Origin of the sequence: Nocardia blacklockiae (assembly GCF_015477355.1) — a bacterium.
Lineage (GTDB): Bacteria > Actinomycetota > Actinomycetes > Mycobacteriales > Mycobacteriaceae > Nocardia > Nocardia blacklockiae.
In genome coordinates this window covers 180,711-199,641 of the sequence record NZ_JADLRJ010000010.1, presented here as the reverse complement: position 1 = coordinate 199,641, position 18,931 = coordinate 180,711, and the positions used below count along the sequence as shown (strand labels likewise).

Annotated in this window: 12 protein-coding genes; 8 read left to right on the top strand and 4 right to left on the bottom strand. The window is 72.2% G+C overall.

Annotated elements, in window-relative coordinates:
• The first annotated feature begins 25 nt into the window (after nucleotides 1-25).
• The 3 genes from IU476_RS27075 (at nucleotide 26) to IU476_RS27065 (ending at nucleotide 8,165) form a co-directional block, all read left to right on the top strand.
• Nucleotides 26-1,402 (top strand): MFS transporter, encoded by a 1,377-nt coding sequence (locus IU476_RS27075; RefSeq protein ID WP_195104697.1) that lies wholly within the window; start codon nucleotides 26-28, stop codon nucleotides 1,400-1,402.
• Nucleotides 1,403-1,482: 80 nt separating this feature from the next.
• The gene (locus tag IU476_RS27070; RefSeq protein ID WP_324194343.1) at nucleotides 1,483-2,673 is read left to right on the top strand and encodes a hypothetical protein; all 1,191 of its coding nucleotides are present in this window, start codon (nucleotides 1,483-1,485) and stop codon (nucleotides 2,671-2,673) included.
• A 794-nt stretch (nucleotides 2,674-3,467) separates the two neighbouring features.
• Nucleotides 3,468-8,165 (top strand): cation-translocating P-type ATPase, encoded by a 4,698-nt coding sequence (locus tag IU476_RS27065; RefSeq protein ID WP_195104695.1) that lies wholly within the window; start codon nucleotides 3,468-3,470, stop codon nucleotides 8,163-8,165.
• Nucleotides 8,166-8,238: 73 nt separating this feature from the next.
• On the opposite strand, the gene IU476_RS27060 is transcribed toward IU476_RS27065, so the two are convergent.
• Nucleotides 8,239-9,027, bottom strand: coding sequence for a competence protein CoiA family protein (locus IU476_RS27060; RefSeq protein ID WP_195104693.1), 789 nt, complete (start codon nucleotides 9,025-9,027; stop codon nucleotides 8,239-8,241).
• A gap of 419 nt (nucleotides 9,028-9,446) precedes the next feature.
• Here IU476_RS27060 and IU476_RS27055 point away from each other — a divergent pair, with 419 nt between their 5' ends.
• Together IU476_RS27055 and IU476_RS27050 are read left to right on the top strand one after the other, a co-directional pair.
• Nucleotides 9,447-10,670: an MFS transporter gene (locus IU476_RS27055; protein ID WP_195104691.1), complete on the top strand. Its 1,224-nt coding sequence runs from the start codon at nucleotides 9,447-9,449 to the stop codon at nucleotides 10,668-10,670.
• A 5-nt stretch (nucleotides 10,671-10,675) separates the two neighbouring features.
• Nucleotides 10,676-11,203 (top strand): GNAT family N-acetyltransferase, encoded by a 528-nt coding sequence (locus tag IU476_RS27050; RefSeq protein ID WP_195104821.1) that lies wholly within the window; start codon nucleotides 10,676-10,678, stop codon nucleotides 11,201-11,203.
• On the opposite strand, the gene IU476_RS27045 is transcribed toward IU476_RS27050, so the two are convergent.
• From IU476_RS27045 to zapE, 3 genes are all read right to left on the bottom strand, one after another.
• Nucleotides 11,179-12,831: a TlrC/CarA/OleB/SrmB family ABC-F type ribosomal protection protein gene (locus IU476_RS27045; protein WP_195104689.1), complete on the bottom strand. Its 1,653-nt coding sequence runs from the start codon at nucleotides 12,829-12,831 to the stop codon at nucleotides 11,179-11,181. The genes IU476_RS27050 and IU476_RS27045 overlap by 25 nt on opposite strands.
• Before the next feature lie 231 nt (nucleotides 12,832-13,062).
• Nucleotides 13,063-13,872, bottom strand: coding sequence for a tyrosine-protein phosphatase (locus IU476_RS27040; RefSeq protein WP_195104686.1), 810 nt, complete (start codon nucleotides 13,870-13,872; stop codon nucleotides 13,063-13,065).
• Between the two features lie 133 nt (nucleotides 13,873-14,005).
• Entirely contained in the window at nucleotides 14,006-15,022 is a 1,017-nt protein-coding gene (gene zapE, locus IU476_RS27035; protein ID WP_195104684.1) for a cell division protein ZapE, read from the bottom strand.
• A 35-nt stretch (nucleotides 15,023-15,057) separates the two neighbouring features.
• Here zapE and IU476_RS27030 point away from each other — a divergent pair, with 35 nt between their 5' ends.
• The 3 genes from IU476_RS27030 to IU476_RS27020 all read left to right on the top strand — a co-directional run bounded on the left by IU476_RS27030 (nucleotide 15,058) and on the right by IU476_RS27020 (nucleotide 18,886).
• Nucleotides 15,058-15,831 carry a pyrimidine reductase family protein gene (locus tag IU476_RS27030; RefSeq protein ID WP_195104682.1) on the top strand — a complete coding sequence of 258 codons (774 nt, stop codon included), beginning with the start codon at nucleotides 15,058-15,060 and terminating at the stop codon, nucleotides 15,829-15,831.
• Between the two features lie 32 nt (nucleotides 15,832-15,863).
• Nucleotides 15,864-17,432, top strand: coding sequence for an alpha/beta fold hydrolase (locus IU476_RS27025; RefSeq protein WP_195104680.1), 1,569 nt, complete (start codon nucleotides 15,864-15,866; stop codon nucleotides 17,430-17,432).
• Nucleotides 17,433-17,533: 101 nt separating this feature from the next.
• Nucleotides 17,534-18,886 carry a glycosyltransferase family 87 protein gene (locus IU476_RS27020; RefSeq protein ID WP_324194342.1) on the top strand — a complete coding sequence of 451 codons (1,353 nt, stop codon included), beginning with the start codon at nucleotides 17,534-17,536 and terminating at the stop codon, nucleotides 18,884-18,886.
• The last annotated feature ends 45 nt before the right edge of the window (nucleotides 18,887-18,931 follow it).

The window sequence follows — 18,931 nt, the reverse complement described above, 5'->3', positions numbered from 1 at the left end:
ACCTTCCCCGGATGACACTGCGGTCATGAGTACTACGACCCTCGAGACCACTACGCCGACCGCGCGGCGCGGGCGCGTGCTGGCCGTGATGTGCGCGGGCATGTTCCTGGTGCTGCTCGACGTGACGATCGTGAACGTCGCCCTGCCCAGCATCGGGCGCGATTTGGAGTCGGACGTGTCGATGCTGCAATGGGTGGTCGACGGCTACGTCGTCGCGATCGCGGGACTGCTGCTGGCGGCGGGGACGCTCGGCGACCGGATCGGTCACCGGCGGGTGCTGGTCGCGGGGTTCGCGCTGTTCGGGTTCGCCTCGCTGGTCTGTGCGCTCGCGCCGACGACCGGCGTGCTGATCGCCGGGCGCGCGATGCAAGGTGTCGGCGGGGCGCTGCTGCTGCCCAGCACGATGGCGGTCATCGTCGAGGTGTACCCCGAACGCGACGAGCAGGCCCGCGCGCTGGGCACCTGGGCCGCGATCTCGTCGCTGGCGCTCCCGGCCGGACCGCTGCTGGGCGGCGTGCTGACCGGCGCGCTGGGCTGGCGGCCGGTGTTCTGGATCAATGTGCCGCTGACCGCGCTGGTCGTCGTCGCGGCGTTGCGCGTGGTGCCCGCCCGTCCCGGTACGCGCGGCGGTCGGCTCGACGCGGCCGGGCTGCTGGGATTCGTGATCGCGTTGGGCGGCTTCGTGTTCACCGTCATCTCGGCGGGCCACCACGCGGGCACGACGACCGCGGTGGCGGCGGCGGTCACCGTCGCGGCGCTCGCTATCGCGCTGGCGAGTTCGGCGCGCAGCGCGAATCCGATCCTGCCGCTGGACCTGTTGCGCCGCAAGGAATTCCTGACACCGAACGTGGTGGCGCTGACCATGAACCTGATCTTCAACGGGCTGCTCTTCGTCGGCATGCTGTATTTGCAAGAGGTGCGGCACTTTTCGCCGCCTGCCGCCGGGATCGCGGTGCTGCCGATGGCCGTGCCATTGGTCGTGCTGGCGCCGGTGTCCGGCTGGATCACCGCGCGGCGCGGCCCGCGCACGGCGGTCGGCCTCGGCTGCGTGGTGTCGGCCGCCGGCTCGGTGCTGCTCACCCAGGTGCCCGCGAGCGGCGGGATCGGCTGGTTGCTCGCCGGGTTCCTGCTGGTCGGCTGCGGTGGCGGGCTGATCACCGCGTCGGTGGTGGCCGCGGTCGTGCGGGCCACTCCCCCGGACCGGTCGGGGCTGGCGACCGGGACCTCCAACACCGCGCGGCAGATCGGCACGGCGTGCGGCGTGGCCGTGTTCGGCGCGGTCGCCGGATCGCCCGCCGACGGGCATTTCCTCGACGCCGTGCACCTGCTCGCGGCCGCCGCGGCGGTGGCGTGGCTCGGCGCGCTGGCGCTGACCGGCTTCGGCATCCGGACCGGCGGCTGACCGACACGAGTCCGTCGTTACCGCCCGCAGACCGATTGCGGGGATACGCTTTTCGAACGGAGTAGCGAAGGCGGGCAGAAGTGGTGACGACGAGCCGGATCGACGACGTGCGAGCCGGGCTGCTCGACGACCCGGGCGAGACGCTCTCGTTCGGGCTCGAGGAGGCCGACGAGACACTGGCGACGATGGTGGCCGTGCAGGCCGAGGAACGACCGCGCGGCGGCCGGCTGATCGTGCAGCGCCTCGGACTCGACGGCGAGCGCCCCGAAACCCTCACGATGCTGGGCGCGCGCTACGGGCTGTCGCGGGATCGGGTGCGCCAGTTGTACACCCGGGCCGTGGGCCAGATGGTCCGCCGCGTGCAGGCCACCGGCTACCCCGACACCGCGATCTTCGCCGAGCGCTATCCCGTCGGCTGGCAGGACGAACGGCTGGTGCGCACCCTGCTGGCCGAAATCTATGCCACCGACAGCGATGTCGCCGCTCAGGATCTCGCCTATCTGCGGCTGCGGCTGGCCGGTCACGCGCTCATCGACGCGAAACGGATGGCGGGCTTCGTATTTCAGCGCATCGCGGGCTGGCAGCAGCGCGGGCGCTGGCACCTGCCCACCGGCCGTCACGCGGAACCCGTTGCGGGGCAGCTGGTTCCGCTGCTGCGCCGAACCGATTGGCCCGCGGGCAAAGCCGCCGATCTGCCCGGCGAACCGGTGCCGACCGTCGACTCCGGCGACGACGCGCGGGGATCCGTGTTCGCCGAGAAGCTGGGCCGGGAAACAAGTTTCGACACAGCCTTGGAGGCGCGGCTGCTGCGCATGCTCGACGAGAGCGAGCAGGTCGACACCTTCACCGAGCGTCCCCTCGCCGTGGACTACCGTCTCGACGACGCCGAACGCACCCACTACCCCACCGTGGCCGCGCGCCTCACCGACGGCCGCACGCTATTGATCGACGTCGTCCCGCTCGCGCGGCTGGCCGTGCACGGCAATCGGGTCGCGCTCGCGGCCACCCGCGCGCGGGCGCACGAGCAGGGCTGGGGGTGGCTGGTGTTCACCGGCGGCCGCCTGGGCGAACCCGATCTGCGCGGCCACACAGTGGACGCCCGGCACGAGAACATCCTGCGCAATCGCTTGGCCGCCGGCCCGATCGCCTGGCCGGAATTCCGTGGCTACGTCGACGAGACCGGGATCGACATGGTCGATTTCACGGCGCTGGTGCTGCGGCACGGCTGGCGATGGGAACGCGGCCCGTTCCAGCTCGCCGCCGGTCACTAACCCCGTCCCCGCACCCTAGCGGCCGTACCCGCTCGATGTTTGCCTCGCCCGCTTCGGGGCAGGACGAAGCACAACGCCATCGTCCGAACCGGGGAATATGTCATGAGCATCGCATCGGGAACATGGAAGATCGCGAGAGCCACGGCGTCGACCGCCGTGCGGGCCGCCGAGGCCACGGGCGGAGCCGCCCTGGGCGCCGTCACCGGAGCCACGCGCGGAACCGTCGAGGGCGCGGTGCGCGGAGCCCGCGGCCACATCGACACACCGACCGCAACGGGGCTCGGCGTCGCCGCGGCGGGCCTGACGGGACTGGTCGAGTGGCCGGTTGCCCTCGCGGCAGGCGGGGTCGCGGGTGCCGCATACCTGTTGCGCCGGGCCGGGCAGTCGCAAGATGCCCCCGCCCACTCCCGGCCAGTCGCCAAGACCGGAGACGAGGGCGAGACCACCTCCGCAGCCGAAAAGCCCTCCATCACGCCAGAAGACAGCCCCTCCGGCAAGGCCCGGACGAAGCAGCCGATGTCGAATTCGAGCAGTCGGAAGAGTTCCGCCTCGAACAAAGGCAGTGGGCGGGGTTCGCAAACCGCTTCCCACACAACCGCCCAGCGAAGTGCCTCGAGCACGGACGGCCGACGAGGCTCGCAAACCACTCCCCGCACAACCAGCCGACGAAGCACCTCGACCGCGAAGAAGCAACAGAGCACACAGGAGGAAGTGCGATCCAGCTCGACAACCGGCACACGAAAAGGAACGGGGTCTCGGACGACGGGTCGCCGGTCGGCGGCCGACGCGCGGTGATGGGGTCGCTGCGCGGGCTCGTGACGGCGCCGGTGCGGGTGCCGCTGGCCGTCACCGGGGCGACGCTGGGCCTGATGGGCCGGCCGATGGGAATGGCGGCGCGACTGGTCGATCCGCAGCTCGGGGCCGCGGCCAGAGAGTTCGCCGACGGTGTCGGCCGGGAGGTCGGCGCGCTGGTGGATCCGCGGCGGCTGCGCAGGCAACGCCGCGTCGTCGTGCACGGCGACCGCGTTCACGCCGAGGTGCGCGGGTTGCGCACCAGCCGCGGTCCCGAGGTCGGTCATCAGCTTCGCCGCCACTTCGAGCAGGTCCCGGGCGTCGATCGGATCCGGATCAACGCCGCGACCGGCCGGGTGACCGTCGCCGCCGATCCCGCGCGCGTGTCGCCGGAACGGGTGGAGTCGATCCTCGAGCGCGTCGAGACGCGCGCGGGCACCGACACCCGCTCGTGGAGCCGGACGCAGGAGCACCCGTCCGATCGCGAGCCGGTGCTGACCTCCGCGCTGCAATTGGCCGGTGACGTCGTCGGCCTGGGTGCGGCGCTGACGGGCCGGGTGCTGCCCACGCCCGCGCCCGCCCAGATGTTCCGGGCCGCGGTGGCGATCGTGGACGGGCAGCCGCGGCTGCGCGGGCTGCTCGAGGCGCAGCTGGGCCGACACCGCACGGAGGCCGTGATCACGGTCGCCAATGCCGTCGGCCAGGCCCTGGACGGGGAGGCCGCCGGGCTCCTCGCCGACGCCACGCTGCGCACGGCACGGCTGGTCGAGGCGGCCGCGCGCTTCGCGCAGTGGCGGCGGTGGGAAGGCATGATCGCCGAGTCCGATCAGCCCGACATGGTGGAATACCGTGCGCCGCAACCCCGTCCGGCGCAGCGGCCGCGCGGGCCGATCGAGCGCGTCGCCGACGAGGTGGGCGGCACCTCGACCCTCGCCGCCGCCGCGACGCTGGCCGGCGGGCGCGGCATCGGCGACGCCGCCGACGCGGTGGTCTCGGGCGTGCCCAAGGCCGCCCGCGCCGGGCGGGAATCCTTCGCGGCCGTCCTGGCCACCAGCATGTCCGCCCGCGGCGTGCTGACCCTCGATTCCCAGCTGTGGCGGCGACTGGACCGCGCCTCCGCCGTGATCGTCGACCACCGCATCCTGCGCGGCGCCCGCCCGGTGGTGCTGGCCGCCGAATCCACCGACCGCGACTGGCCGACCGAGCAGGTCTGGAACGCCGCCCAACGCCTTCTCCCCCACGAGGATTCCGAACTCCCCATCCCGCCACCGCCCGGCCACCGCCGCCGCGACCTCCGCCTGACGGTGGAACCGGCGGCAGCCGGGGAGGAGCACGCGCACGGATCTCTGAACGAACCCAGTGCACGGCCACCGGCCGCAGCGGGCGTCACTCCCACCACAGCGGAGCCGGGCAACGCTCGGTCATCGGCCACCGCGTCCGACTCCGCGATCTCCGGAACCGGCCGAGACGTGGAAGAACCTGCAGCACAGCAGGTTTCATCGCCCAGCGAGGTGGACCCCGGTGATCCGCACTGGTGCGTGCTCTACGAGCGTGGGCGGGCGGTCGGGCGCGTGCTGGTCGGGCGGGAACCGCATCCGGATGCTGTCGGGCTGCTGTCCTGCGCCCGGCGGGCGGGGCTGCGGGTGGTGCTGGTCGGAGGTGAGGACACCGGCGAATTGCGGCGCAGCGCGGACGAATTCGTCGCGGCGACGGAGTCCTACGCGGAGCTGGTGCGGCGGTTGCAGCGGCAGGGGCACGTGGTCGCGGTGGTCAGCGGACGGGTGCGCCGGGCGTTGAGTGCGGCGGATCTGGGCATCGGCGTGGTGACCCGGGGACCCGACGGGGCGACGGTGATCCCGTGGCAGGCCGACGCGGTGTGCCCCGATCTCGCTTGTGCCGGACAAATTCTCGCCGCGGTCGGCACCGCGCGGAAGGTCAGCGAGCGCGGACGCGTCCTGACCTTGTCGGCGGCCACCCTCAGCGGACTGCTGCTGGCCTCCGGCCCCGCGCGTTCCCGGCCCGCCCGCGCCACCACCCCGATCGCCGCGGCGACCCTGCTGGGTCTGCTGGGCGGCCTGCGCAGCGGGCGCAGCGCCGCGACCGCGCCGGCGCCCGCGCGCATCGCGCTGGTGCCCTGGCACGCACTGGAACCGGACGAGGTGCTCGGCCGCCTCCCCGCGCCGGACCGGCGGCCGTCACCCCCGCCGCCGCTCCTCAACGCCGCGGTGGCGCGGCTGGGCGAGCGCTTCGCCGGGCCCACCGCGACCGTCGTCGACCTGGCCCGGCAGATGCGCCGCGAACTCGCCGACCCGATGACCCCGCTGCTGGCGGTGGGCGCGGTCGCGGCGGCGCTGCTCGGCTCCCCCACCGACGCCGTGCTGGTGGGTTCCGTGCTCGGGCTCAACGCCGCGGTCTCGGCGTTGCAGCGTCGCCGCGCCCAGCTGTCGCTGCACCGGATGCTGCTGGGCGAACGGCTACAGGCCCGCCGCATCACCGACGACGGCGAAATCGCCACCGCCGCAGACGATCTGTGCCCCGGCGACATCATCGCCCTCCGCACCGGCGAGGTGGTGCCCGCCGACGCCCGCCTGCTGGAGACCGACGGCCTGGAGCTGGACGAGTCGGGCCTGACCGGCGAATCGGTGACGGTCGAGAAGCAGACCGCCGCGACACCCGGTGCGGCGCTCGCCGATCGGTCCTGCATGGTGTTCGAGGGCGGCGTGGTCGTCAGCGGGACCGCCCGCGCGGTGGTCGTCGCCGTGGGCGACAGCACCGAGGCCGGGCGCGCGCTCGCCGCCGCGGGACCGCCGCCTGCCGGTGGCGTCCAGGCGCATCTGCGCACCCTCACCGCGCGCGTGCTGCCGTTCACCCTCGGCGGCGGAAGTGCCGTCACCGCAACGAGTTTCCTGCGCGGGCTGCCGCTGCGTCCCGCGCTGGCCGACGGGCTGGCGGTGGCGGTCGCGGCCGTCCCGGAGGGGCTGCCGCTGGTGTCCACCGTCGCGCAGCTCGCCGCCACCCGCCGGCTGTCCCGGCACGGCGTGCTGGTGCGCAGCAGCCGCACCATCGACGCCCTCGGCCGCGTCGACACCGTCTGTTTCGACAAGACGGGGACGCTCACCGACGGCCGCTTGCAGGTCGTCGCTCTCGCCGACCTCGACGAGCATTGGGACGCTGAACAATTCGTCGATTCGGCGCAATCCCGCCGACTGCTGCGCGCGGCCGCCCGAGCCTGTCCCGGCGGCAGCGACGGGCCGCCGGTGCACGCCACCGACCGCGCGGTGGTGGAGGCCGCCGACGCCCGGCTGGGCGTGCGCGCCGCGCACGAGTGGGACCCGATCGAGGAGGTGCCGTTCGAGAGCTTCCGCGGCTACGCGGCCGCCGTCGGCCACACCGCCCATCACATCCGGCTGGCGGTGAAGGGCGCGCCGGAGGTGCTGCTGCCGCGCTGCGACCAGGTGCTGCGCGCCGACGGCCAAGGCGGCCACCGCGTTTCGGCGTTCACCGACGACGCGCGCGCCGACGCGGAGGCCGCCGTGCAGCGGCTGGCCGAACAGGGTCTGCGGGTACTGCTGGTGGCCCGCCGTGACTTTCCCGCCGCCCCCGACGACGTCGACGGCGAGATCGAACACCTCACCCTGCTCGGCTTCGTCGGCATCGCCGACCACCCCCGTCCCCAGACCCGCGAACTGATCAGCGAGCTGGCACGCAACGACATCGGCATCCGCATGATCACCGGCGACCACCCCGTGACCGCCCGCGCGGTCGCCGACCAGCTCGGCATTCCCGCCGAGACCGTGGCCACCGGCGCCGATCTCGACGCACTGGACGAGGACGGCCGCGCCGAGCTGATCGAACGCGCCACCGTCTTCGCCCGCGTCTCACCGGAACACAAGGTGCGCATCGTGTCGGCGCTGCAACGGCACCGGCACACCGTGGCGATGGTCGGCGACGGCAGCAACGACGCCGCCGCGATCCGCACCGCCGACGTGGGCATCGGCTTGGCGGCACGCGGCTCGGTGGCCGCGCGCGAGGCCGCCGACCTGATCCTCACCCGCTCCGACGACGGCGTCGACCCGTCGGTGCTGCTGCAAGCGCTCGCCGAGGGACGCAGCATGTGGCAGCGGGTGCGCGACGCGATCGGTGTACTGGTCGGCGGCAACGCGGGCGAAGTGACCTTCACCGTGCTGGGCACGCTGCTGTCCGGACAGGCGCCCATCGGAACCCGGCAGTTCCTGGTGGTGAACCTGCTCACCGACCTAGGTCCCGCGATGGCGGTGGCGCTCTCACGCGGGCGTGCGGAGACGACCGACTCCGGCGCGCCCGTCCTGGCCGAGCAGGCCGATCTGGGCGGCGCGTTCCTGCGCGCGGTCGCGGTGCGCGGCGGGTGCACGGCCCTCGGCGCGGGCACGGCGTGGCTGCTGGGCCGCGCGACCGGCCGCCCCCGCCGCGCCGAGACCATGGCGCTGGCCGCCCTCATCGGCACCCAGCTCGGCCAGACCCTGGTGATCGGCCACCGCAGCCCACTGGTGTGGACGACGGTCGCGGGCAGCTGGATGCTGCTCGCCGGAGTCATCATGACCCCGGGCGTGAACCGCTTCTTCGGCTGCGTGCCGCTCGGGCCGGTGGGATGGTCGATCGTCGCCGGGAGCACGGCCCTCGGCACAGCGGGTGCGGTCGTAGCGGGGCGCGTGCTGACGTAGGCGCGGACCCAACACACCTCACCCCGTCATCCCCGGCACTCTTTTGGCCGGGACCCACATTCCCCACCTCGTCTCAGTGGAGCATCAACCCCGCTGCGATGAAGGTGACGATCACCAGCATGGCGAAGCAGGTGATGAGTTGCCAGTGCAGCAGGGCCTCGCGTTGTTTGGCGATGGTGACGCGCAGGGTGGCGTCGACGCGGTTGTGGTCGACGAGGCGGCGGCGGGTGGCGTCGAGTTCGTCGGCGGTCTCCTCCGCGCGTTCGAGGCGGTGCATGAGTTTGTGCACCTGCTTGGCCTTGTCGCGAGTCGCCTTGCGCGCCAGGGCGAGCGCGGTGCGCTGATTCATCAGTTCCTGGCGCTGCTGCGCGATGACGAGGGCCTGTGCCCGCGTGTGCTGCTCCCAGTCGGCCACTGTCGCCCATCCTCCCGTGGTCTCGTCGCGGTATCCCCAGGCCAGTCCTCCGGACACCCACTGCTCGATGAATTCCCGGACGGCCCAGGGTTTCTCCCGCGGCACCACCACTCCGGACGCTCCCGGCTCGACCAGACCCGAGACCACCCGGTAATCACACCCCTCCGGCGCGAAATCGTCCACACCCAACGCCGGCACCTGCCCCACCCAGTACCCGGGCGGGCACAACCACAGCACCTCGCCGCACCCCACCGCCCGCAGCCGGGCCGTGCGCTCGGCCGCGTGCGCCAGCGACACCGGCGCGCTGCGCACCTCGATCGCGCACAGCCGGTTGCCGCGCCGCCACAGCACCGACGGGGTCTGCGCACCCAGCGCCTTGTCCACCTCGGCGTCGTCGGCGCCCGACGCGAGCAGCCGCCCGCGCAGCCAGTATTTCAGTCGCTGCACATCCCAGTGACAGTTGCCGCAGCCGGCCTCGCGGCACCGCTCCCCCGTCTGATGTCCGCGCGGATTCGGTTCCACCACCGGTAGATTCGCCGATTCCGCAGGAGACAGCACCGCCGTATGCCCGCGTTCGCTTTCGCTCAGTTCCCTCGTGTCCACGCGACCACTTCCCCTGCCACTACACCCAGCGAGCCCAAGTCGACCCGCTCCTTCCAGATTGCCGCACCGGCCGGGCCCCTTCACACGATCGTGACTATTTTCGTTACCCAACCGGGAGCCCAGCGTGATCATCGGACCGCACCACCCATCGTTACGTGCGAATTCGACAGGTATTTAGCACAATTCACCAAGGGGCCGTTGGCACTTTCCGGACATCCGGTCCGTCGGCTGCGCGGTCTTCGCACGGCCGCTAAGCTTCGCCCATGGACACCGGCGGATACACTCCTGTATCGAGTGTGCGGGCCGCGCGGACGGCCAACGCGGTGGCCTTCGGATTGCAAGGTTTCTTCCTGGCGGTCGTCCTCACCGAACTACCCCAGCAGCGCGACCGATTCGGCCTCGACGACACCGAGATCCTGCTCGCGACGGTGCTGATCTCGGTGCTGGCGGCGGCGGGCAGCGTGCTGGCCGAGCGGCTGGCGCTGCGCTGGTCCAGCCGGACCGCGCTGCGCGCCGGGCTCGCGCTGATCGGGTTGACGGGCGCGGGCATCGCGGTGGCGCCGCAGCTGGCGGTGCTGTTCGTCGCGCTGGCCGGGTACGGGGTCGCGGTGGGCCTGGTCGACGCGAGCACGAACATGCAGGCGGTGTTCATTCAGCACGGGTACGGCAAGGTCGTGCTGTCGTCGTTCTACGCGGCGTGGAGCGCGGGCGCGATCCTCGGCGCGCTGTTCGTCTCCGGCTGCGAGGCGCTGGACGTGTCGTTGCCCGTCGCGGTGCTGAGCGCCGCCGCGCTGGTGCTGGCCGGTGGCCTGGCGTTCGGGCCGCGGCTGCTGGGCACGCGGCAGGCGGAGGCCGAGCCCGAGGAGGCCGCCGCCGCCGAATCCGTCCCGCTGCGTGCCTATCTCGCGATCGGGGTCGCGATGGCGCTGGTGTTCGCCGTCGATCTGGCCGTCGGCAACTGGTCGGCCCTGTATCTGCGCGACGACTTGAAATCCTCCTCGGCGACCGCGGCACTGGCGCTGGCCGCCTACCAGGGCGCGTCGCTGGCGGGCCGGCTCACCGGTGACCTGTGGGTACGCCGGTTCGGCCCGCGCGCGGTGGTCCGGGTGGCGGCGACGATCGGCACGCTGGGGCTGGCGCTGGTCGTGGCGGCGCCCGGACCGGCCGTGGCGATCGCGGGCTTCCTCGTCGCCGGTATCGGCCTGCCGGTGATCGCGCCGCTGTGTTTCAGCGAGGCCGGGCGGCTCACCGGCGGCCGCGGGCTCGACGCGCTGATCGCCCGGCTCAATCTGTTCAACTACGTGGGCACGCTGGTCGGCGGCGGCGTGGTGGGCGGCGTCGCCGACGCGACCGATCGCCGGATCGCGTATCTGCTGCCGGTGGCGTTCGGGCTGGCGCTGATCGCGTCGGCGCGGTACTTCCAGCCGCACCCCTCGGCGGGCAAACCGTCAGCGCCCGCCCCCGGCCGTGCTGTACTGGAGGAATGAGCGACATCCCAGTCATCGTCGACCGGGCCGGACTGTGGGACGCCGAGGCACTCAGTGACGTTGCGGCAGCGACCTTTCCCCTGGCCTGTCCGCCCGAGCTGGCGCCCGAGGACGTCGACACGTTCATCGCCCGGATACTGTCGGGCGAACGTTTCGGCGACTACCTCACCGATCCCGATCGCACCGTGCTCAAGGCGGTGGCCGGCGGCGACATCGTCGGGTACGCGATGCTGGTCGCGAGCCCGCCCGCCGATCCCGAAGTGGCTGCCGCCCTGGCCGACCCGGCACTCGAGATCAGCAAGCTGTACGTGCTGCCCGACCACCACGGCGCCGGGGTGTCGACGGCCCTGATGCGGGCGGCCGTCGACGACGCCCGGCGCGGTGGTTACGCCGGCGTGTGGCTGGGCGTCAACCAGGGCAACGAGCGCGCGCAGCGCTTCTACGCCAAGCACGGGTTCCGCACGGTCGGCACGAAGACCACCGCGGTCGGCGCGCACGTCTGCGACGACTACGTCATGCAGAAGCCGCTCTGAACGACGCCGCCGCGCACCTCGAGCCGCGGTCCGGGCAGCGTCGCCCGCAGCCGCCGGTCGTGGGTGACCACCACCAGCGCGCCGGTGTATCCGGCGAGCGCCTGTTCCAGCTGCTCGACCAGCGCCGGGGCCAGGTGGTTGGTGGGCTCGTCGAGCAGCAGCAGGTCGGTGGGCTCGCTCACCAGCCGGGCCAGTTCGATCCGCCGCCGCTGACCGTAGGACAGCTCCCCGATCCGCAGGCCGAGTTCGCCGGGCCGGAACAGTCCCAGCGACAGCAACTCCTCCGCATACTCGTCGGGGCATCCGGCGCGGCCGTCGGCGTAGGCGTCGAGCACGGTGCGCGCGGCGGGCCACGGGATCTGCTGCTGCCGTAGGTGACCGACGCGGCCGCGGACCGTCGCCGTGCCCGCGTCGGGTCGCAGCTCACCGGCCAGCAGTCGCATCAGGGTCGTCTTCCCCGCGCCGTTGGGTCCGGTGACCAGCAGCCGGTCCCCTTGGTGCAGCCGCAGTTCGCCCACGCGCAGCCGGTCGCCGACCGCGATGTCGGACAGGCACACCACCGGTCCATCGCCGGTGTCGTCGGCGCGCGGCGGCCGCGCGGTGAAGCGCAGCGGAACCGGCGGCGGCGCAACAGGTTCGGCGGTCAGCCGGCTCACCCGCTCCTTGGCGTTGCGGATGCGGACCACCGCGCCGTGGCCGCGCCCCCGCGTGCGAAACGACCCGTGCCCGAAGACCGCCAGCGGCAGCTTGCGCGGAATCGCCTCCAGCCGTGCCACATTCGACTCCGCCAAACGGCGGTTGCGGGCGAGCTCGTCGCACCACTGCTCGAATTCCAGCCGCTGCCTGCGCCGTTCGGCCGCCTTGGCCGCCAGGTAACCGGCATATCCGTTGCCGTGCCGGGTGATGCGCCCCGCGTCAACCTCTAGCACGGTGGCGGTGATTCGCTCCAGGAACACCCGGTCGTGGGTGACGGCGACGACCGTGCCGCGATGCGCCCACAGGTGCCGCTCCAGCCATTCGACGGCCGCGTCGTCGAGGTCGTTGGTCGGCTCGTCGAGCAGCAGCAGTTCGGGCGCGGCCGCGAGGGTCCCGGCCAGCGCCAGCCGCGACCGCTCGCCGCCCGACAGGGTGCCCAGCGGCCGGGTGCGGTCCAGCCCCGGCAGGCCGAGCGCGGACAGGGCCACGTCGACCCGCCGATCGGCCCGGTAGCCGCCGCGCGCCTCGAAACGTGCGGTCAGCTCGGCGTAGGCGGCCAGCCGATCCGCCAGCGTATCCTCTTGTGCCGCAGCGATTTCCAGATCCGCCTCGACGGCCCGCAGGCGTCGCTCCAGCGCGCGCAGATCGGCCAGGGCGTGGTCGATCGCCTGCGCGACGGTGGCGGAGTCGGGCAGGTCCAGGAGCTGCGGCAGGTAGCCGACACCGCCGGGTGCCCGCACGAGCACCGTGCCGTTGTCGGGATGTTCGACACCGGCGAGCAGGCGCAGCAGGGTGGACTTGCCCGCGCCGTTGTCGCCGATGACGCCGACCTTCTCGCCGGGCCGCACGGTGAGCGAGACCCGGTCGAGGATCACGCGGTCGTCGTAGCGCTTGGTGACGTCGGTGAGGGTGAGTTGGGCAGCAGTAGGCATACGAATCCTCCTGTCTTCCGGCACGGCCGGATGTCGATGGAACCCGCGCAGCAGAGGACACCGTGAAAGGTTGTGCCTAGCGGGGATTCGACGCGGAGCGAGGCTCTACGCGCCGGTTTCGACTACAGAAGGATCAACAAAGTTCCCATACCGCGGACAAAGGTAGCCGCGGATCCGGGACGCGTCAAGAAGTTTTACGCGGCGGCCGCGCGGGCGGTCGCGAAGCCCTTCTCAGGACAGCAGTTTCGCCCGCAGCGCGGCGATGTCGTCGTCGGTGAGCTTCAGGCCCTCGCGCACGTAGGCGTCGAAACTGCCGTAGCTCAGGTCTGCCTGGTCGAAGGCGGCGTCGAGGGCGGGCAGCACCACACCGTTGAGCGAGTCGTTCGGCGCGGCGTCGCGGTAGTAGTTCGACAGCAGATAGTCGTAGTTCACCGTGTCGCGGTCCACCCCGAGCAGGGTCAGCAGCACCGCGGCGGTCCAGCCGGTGCGGTCCTTGCCGGCCGTGCAGTGGAACAGCACCGCGCCGTCGCGGGTGTCGAGGATGTCGTGCAGCACCGTCGCGAAGGCCTCGTTCGCGCCGGGCGCGGTGATGAAGGCGCGGTACAGATCCGGCCCGGCGGTCAAGGTGGTGGCGAGGACCTGCGGCGGAGCCTGGCCGATCACGTCCACGACCTGCTGGGTGGCGCCGGCGGGGACGCGATCCGGGGCGAGCGCCCGCTCGAAAGTCGTGCGCAGATCGGCGTCGACCCGCACGCCCCGATCGGTCAGTGCCGCGAGATCGGCATCGGTCGCCTTGCTCAGCTCGCCGCTGCGGAAGACCAGGCCCGTGCGCACCGTGCGGCCGTCGACGGTGCGGTAGCCGCCGAGGTCACGGGCGTTCTGCACGCCTTGCAGTCCGAGCGCTCGATCGGCGGTGTCGACGCCGACCGACGCGGTCGCGGCGGGCGGGTCGGCGGCGAGGGCTGTTCCGGCGGCGGGAGCGAACGCCAGTGTCGCGGTCGCGAGCACCGCCGCGGTGCGACGCGTCGAACGTCGGGCCATGTCGGGCTTCCCTTCCTCGCACCGGCCGCCGCGCGGGAGTGTCGGCACCACAGGCGAACCGGCTGGCACCACACGCGAACTGGACGGTCGTCCCTATCCTGTCGACGTCACGCTACACCGGACCGCCGCTCGCTCAGGCCGGCACCTCGAACCGGGACAGGGCCAGCAGGCGCGAGATCGCGCGCAGGTACTTCTTGCGGTACCCGCCGCCGAGCATCTCCTCGGAGAAGATCTGGTCCAGCTTGACCCCCGACACCGTGACCGGGATGCCCGCGTCGTAGAGCCGGTCGGCCAGCACCACCACGCGCAGCGCCACGGCCTGGTCGGTGACGGTGTGCACGTTCGCCACGAACACCGCCGACACACCGGCGATCAGCGCGCCGTACCGCGAGGGATGCAGCGTGCTCAGGTGCTGGAGCAACTCGTCGAAGTCGTCGAGCGTGGAACCCGCTGTGGCCGCGGCCTTCTCGGACAGCCGCGCGGCGGCCGTGGGCTCGGGCGCGGGCGGCAGGTCGCGGTGGCGGTAGTCGGGCCCGTCGACACGCACGGCGTCGAACAGCGAGCCCAGCTTGCGGATCTCGCGCAGGAAGTCCTGGGCGGCGAAGCGGCCCTCGCCCAGCTGGTCCGGCAGCGTGTTCGAGGTCGCGGCCACCGACACGCCGCGCGCGGTGAGCTCGGTGAGCAGGCGGGACACCAGCATCGTGTCGCCCGGGTCGTCGAGTTCGAACTCGTCGATGCACAGCACGCTGTTGCCCGACAGCCGCTCCACGGCGTTGGTGAACCCGAGCGCGCCGACGAGATTGGTCACCTCGCCGAAGGTGCCGAACGACTTCGGCGCGGGCGAGGCGTGGTAGATCGATGCCAGCAGGTGGGTCTTGCCGACGCCGAACCCGCCGTCGAGATACAGCCCCGCGCCGGTGACCTGCTTCTTCCGCCCGAACAGGCTCTTCTTCCCCGCGGCCGCGTGAATCTTGCCGACCTCGCCCGCGAACTGCTCGGCCTTCTGCACGGCCGCCGCCTGGGTCGGTTCCTTGGGATCGGGGATGTAGGAGGCGAAGCTCACCTCGTCGAACGTGGGCGGCGGCACCATCTGGGCGATGAGCTGATCGGCCGGAACCTCCGGATGACGATCGACGAGGCGTTGTTGCACTCGAGTAGCGTACTGACGTGGTGTGATCGGAACTTATGCAGCGTGCTCCCAATGCGATCCAGTTCACAGCGCTCGGCCCCGACGACCTGGTGCGCCTGTACTCCTACCCCGCCCGGCTCGAAACGCCGTGGATCCGAGTCAACTTCGTGTCCAGCCTCGACGGGGCCGTCACCGTCGACGGCCGATCCGGCGCCCTCGGCACGCCTTCCGACCACGACGTCTTCATGCTCCTGCGGGATCTCGCCGATGTGGTCGTGGTGGGGGCGGGGACCGCGCGGGCCGAGAACTACGCCGGCGCGCGCACCGATGCCCACCGGCGCATCCGCCTGTTCCAGCACGGCCTGGGCGGCGCGCGCGACGGCTCGCCGCCGCCGATCGCGGTCGTCAGCGCGAGCGCCGCCCTGGATCCCGGCTGCCGGCTGTTCACCGACACCGACCGTCCGCCGCTGGTGATCACCACCGCCGCCGCGTCGGCCGACCGCAAGCGCCTGCTCGCCGACGCGGGCGCCGAGGTGATCGAGGCCGGCGACACCACCGTCACGGGCGCGGATCTGCGCGCGGCGCTGGCCGCCCGGGGACTGCTGCGGGCGCTGTGCGAGGGCGGGCCGGCGCTGTTCGGCGAACTGATCTCCGCCGGGGCCGTCGACGAGTTGTGCCTGACCCTGTCGCCCCTGCTCGTCGGTGGTACGGCGGGCCGAATCGCGATGTCGCCCAACGCCTTGCCGACCCCGATGGCGCTGCGCCAGGTGATCGCCGACGACGACGGCACCCTGCTGACCCGCTGGGAGCGCGGCGCGACCCAAGGCTGAAACGGCGCGCCGGACCTGGCAGGCTGTAGCGCATGCGCTGGACTCGGGCCGCCTTGCTGGCGACGTCATCGCTGACGCTTCTCCTCACCACCGCCTGCGGCGCGGGCCCTTCGGAGCGGCCCGGCGTCGCGGTCGAGCGGCCGCACGAGGCGGGCGGCCAGGCCGGGCCGACGACCTCGGCGGCGCCCGCACCGCCCGCTCTGGAGACCCCCAAGACCGACCTGAGCTGGCGGGAGTGCGCGACGCCGACCTTCAATCTGCTGGGTCTGGGCGCGCCGCCCGCGGGCCTGATCTTCGAATGCGCCGAATACTCCACCCCCATCGACACCGGTGGCGGCATCCTCGGCAGCTTCCGCGCCGGGGCCGTGCGAGCCCGGTTGCAGCAGACCCCGGCGGGCGCCGCCCCGCTCGTGCTGACCTCGGGCAGCGACCGCTCCTCCACCGCGACTCTCGCGGGCCTGGCGGCCGGACCGGCCGCCGCGGTGCTGGCCGAGCATCCCCTCGTCGCGGTCGACCGCCGCGGCATGGGCAGTTCCCAGCCGATCGACTGCATGACTCCGGAGACCCGTCGGGCGGTGGCCGACAACGGCCAATTCGCGTCCGGCGGCGGCGATCCGGTGGACGCGATGGCCAAGCTGAGCCAGGACGCCACCATCGCCTGCCAGGATTTTCTCCAGCCGTATCAGGGCACCTTCGACGCCGCGCACGCCGCCGACGACATCGAGCAGCTGCGCAAGCAGTGGCAGGTGAACACGCTCGCGCTGATCGGCACCGGCAACGGCGCGCGGATCGGGCTCGCCTACGCCGCCAAGTACGGCGACCACCTCTCACGCTTGGTGCTCGACTCGCCGGAGGCGGTCAACGCCGACTCCGTCGGCCGCGCCGAGCAGCGGGTCAAGGGGGCCGAGGCGGCGCTGAGCGGGTTCTCCCAGCGCTGCGCCGCGATCGGCTGTGCCCTCGGCGCGAACCCGCGGGCCGCGATCACCGACCTGGTGAACCGCGCGGCCGCCGGTCAATTGGGCGACCTGTCGGCGAACGTGCTGCTGACCACGATCTCCGGCTTCCTCGGCGACCCGCGCGCCGACCAGATCGGCCACATCACCGAACTCGCCGACGCCCTGGCCGCCGCCGGGCGCGGCGACCGCGGCCCGCTGGGCGGTCTGGTGCTGCGCGAATCGGCCGCGGTCGCCTCCGACGGCCAGTTCGTCGCCCGCTGCAGCGACAACCAGCAGCCGGCCACGCCCACCCGCGCCAAGGAGCTCCAGAACACTTGGGCCGGACAGTATCCGGTGTTCGGCAAGGCCGCGGCGACGCGGCTGATGGCCTGCTCCGCGTGGCCCGTGCCCAACCCGCCGCAACTGCCCGAGAAGTACACCGGCCCGGTACTGGTGTTCGGCACCGCCGCCGACCCGGTGGCGGGCGGCGAGGGGCGGCCTGCGGTCACCGGTGTGCTCGGCGCGGCCGGGGCGCGCACGGCCTCGGTCGAATGGCAGGGCTGGGGTCATCCGGTGTTCACCCACACCGGCTGCGCCCAGCAATACCTCAACGCCTACGCCAAGGACGCGAAGCTGCCGCTGGACGGCACCGCCTGCCCCGCCTGACCCCCTATCGGCCGCGGCGGCGACCCCGATCCGCGACACGAACGCGCGCCGAACGCCGGGTCCGAGCAACCGTTCCCGGCTTTCCGGTGTACCGTGCCCCAGTGTTCCTTCGTCAGCTCGAGCCTCGCACTGCTCGGACCACCACCGATGTCCTGAACTTCGCACTGTGGCCGTTCGCGGTCATGACCGTGTTGCATCAGGTCTTCGTCAAGGGCACCAACTTCAACATCACCGACGATTTCGCGCCGGTCTACAAGGCGTCGCTGGCGTTCCTCAACCGCCAGCCGATCTACGGCGAGAACTTCGACATGGTCGACCCGCACTACCTGTACCCGCCGAGCGGGACGCTGCTGGTCGCGCCGCTCGCGGTGATCGACCCGGAGAAGTCGAAGTGGCTGTTCGTCGCGCTGAACGCGGTGGCGATCGTGCTGGCCTGGTACCTGCTGCTGAAGCTGTTCAAGCTCAGCGTGCGCTCCTACGCGGCGCCGCTGACGCTGCTGCTGATGTTCGCCTCCGAAACCGTCATCAACACACTGGGTTTCGGCAATGTCAACGGCTGCATCCTGCTGGCCGAGGTGGTCTTCATCCACCTGCTGCTGAACCGGCGCGAGCTGTGGGCCGGGCTCGTGATGGGTCTGACGATCGCGGTGAAGCCGACGCTCGCGCCGCTGCTGCTGATTCCGCTGGCGCGCCGGCAGTGGCGGGTGTTCATCACTGGTCTGGGCGTGCCGGTCGCGCTGATGGCGATCGCGTGGCCGCTGATCAAGGACCCGATGGACTATGTGCACCGGACACTGCCCTACTCGCTGAAGGCGCGCGACTACTTCAACAGCTCCATCCCCGGCAGCGCCGCCTACTGGGGCCTGGACTCCTGGCTGACCTGGACCATCCGCATCGCGCTCGGCCTGGTGGTGCTGGCCTCGCTGTGGCTGCTGTACCGCTACTACCTGCACGACGAGCTGTTCTTCATCTGCACCGCCGCGGGCGTGCTGCTGACCGCGGAGTTCGTGGTCACCTCGCTGGGCCAGCAGTACTACTCGATGCTGCTGTTCCCGTTCCTGATGACGGTGGTGCTGCGCAACTCGGTGCTGCGCAACTGGCCCGCCTGGCTGGCGATCTTCGGTTTCATGACCTACGACAAGTGGCTGCTCGACCACTGGCAGAGTTCCGGCCGCACCCTGGAGTACCTGCGCGTCACCCTCGGCTGGAGCCTGCTGCTGCTCGTGGTGTTCTGCGTGCTCGGCGACCGCTACCTCGCGGCACGCCGGGACGGACGGCTGAACTCCGGGATCGATCCGGTGTTCCTGCTGCCCGAGCACACACCGCAGACCACTGCCGACTCGACGGCGACGCCGGGCGAACACCACAACGGCAACACCGTTTCCGAGACGCTCGGCGACGACGAGGACCGGGCCGAACCCCGCACCCAATCGCAAGCGAGCGCACTCACCTGACCCCGCACGCAATCGCGGGCGAGCGCACTCACCTGTCGCCGCACG

Excerpts from the sequence above, each read along its gene's own strand:
- IU476_RS27075 (WP_195104697.1), top strand. The coding sequence starts at position 26 with ATGAGTACTACGACCCTCGAGACCACTACGCCGACCGCGCGGCGCGGG.
- IU476_RS27065 (WP_195104695.1), top strand. The coding sequence starts at position 3,468 with ATGGGGTCGCTGCGCGGGCTCGTGACGGCGCCGGTGCGGGTGCCGCTG.
- IU476_RS27055 (WP_195104691.1), top strand. The coding sequence starts at position 9,447 with ATGGACACCGGCGGATACACTCCTGTATCGAGTGTGCGGGCCGCGCGG.
- IU476_RS27045 (WP_195104689.1), bottom strand. The coding sequence starts at position 12,831 with ATGCCTACTGCTGCCCAACTCACCCTCACCGACGTCACCAAGCGCTAC.
- IU476_RS27040 (WP_195104686.1), bottom strand. The coding sequence starts at position 13,872 with ATGGCCCGACGTTCGACGCGTCGCACCGCGGCGGTGCTCGCGACCGCG.
- IU476_RS27030 (WP_195104682.1), top strand. The coding sequence starts at position 15,058 with ATGCAGCGTGCTCCCAATGCGATCCAGTTCACAGCGCTCGGCCCCGAC.
- IU476_RS27025 (WP_195104680.1), top strand. The coding sequence starts at position 15,864 with ATGCGCTGGACTCGGGCCGCCTTGCTGGCGACGTCATCGCTGACGCTT.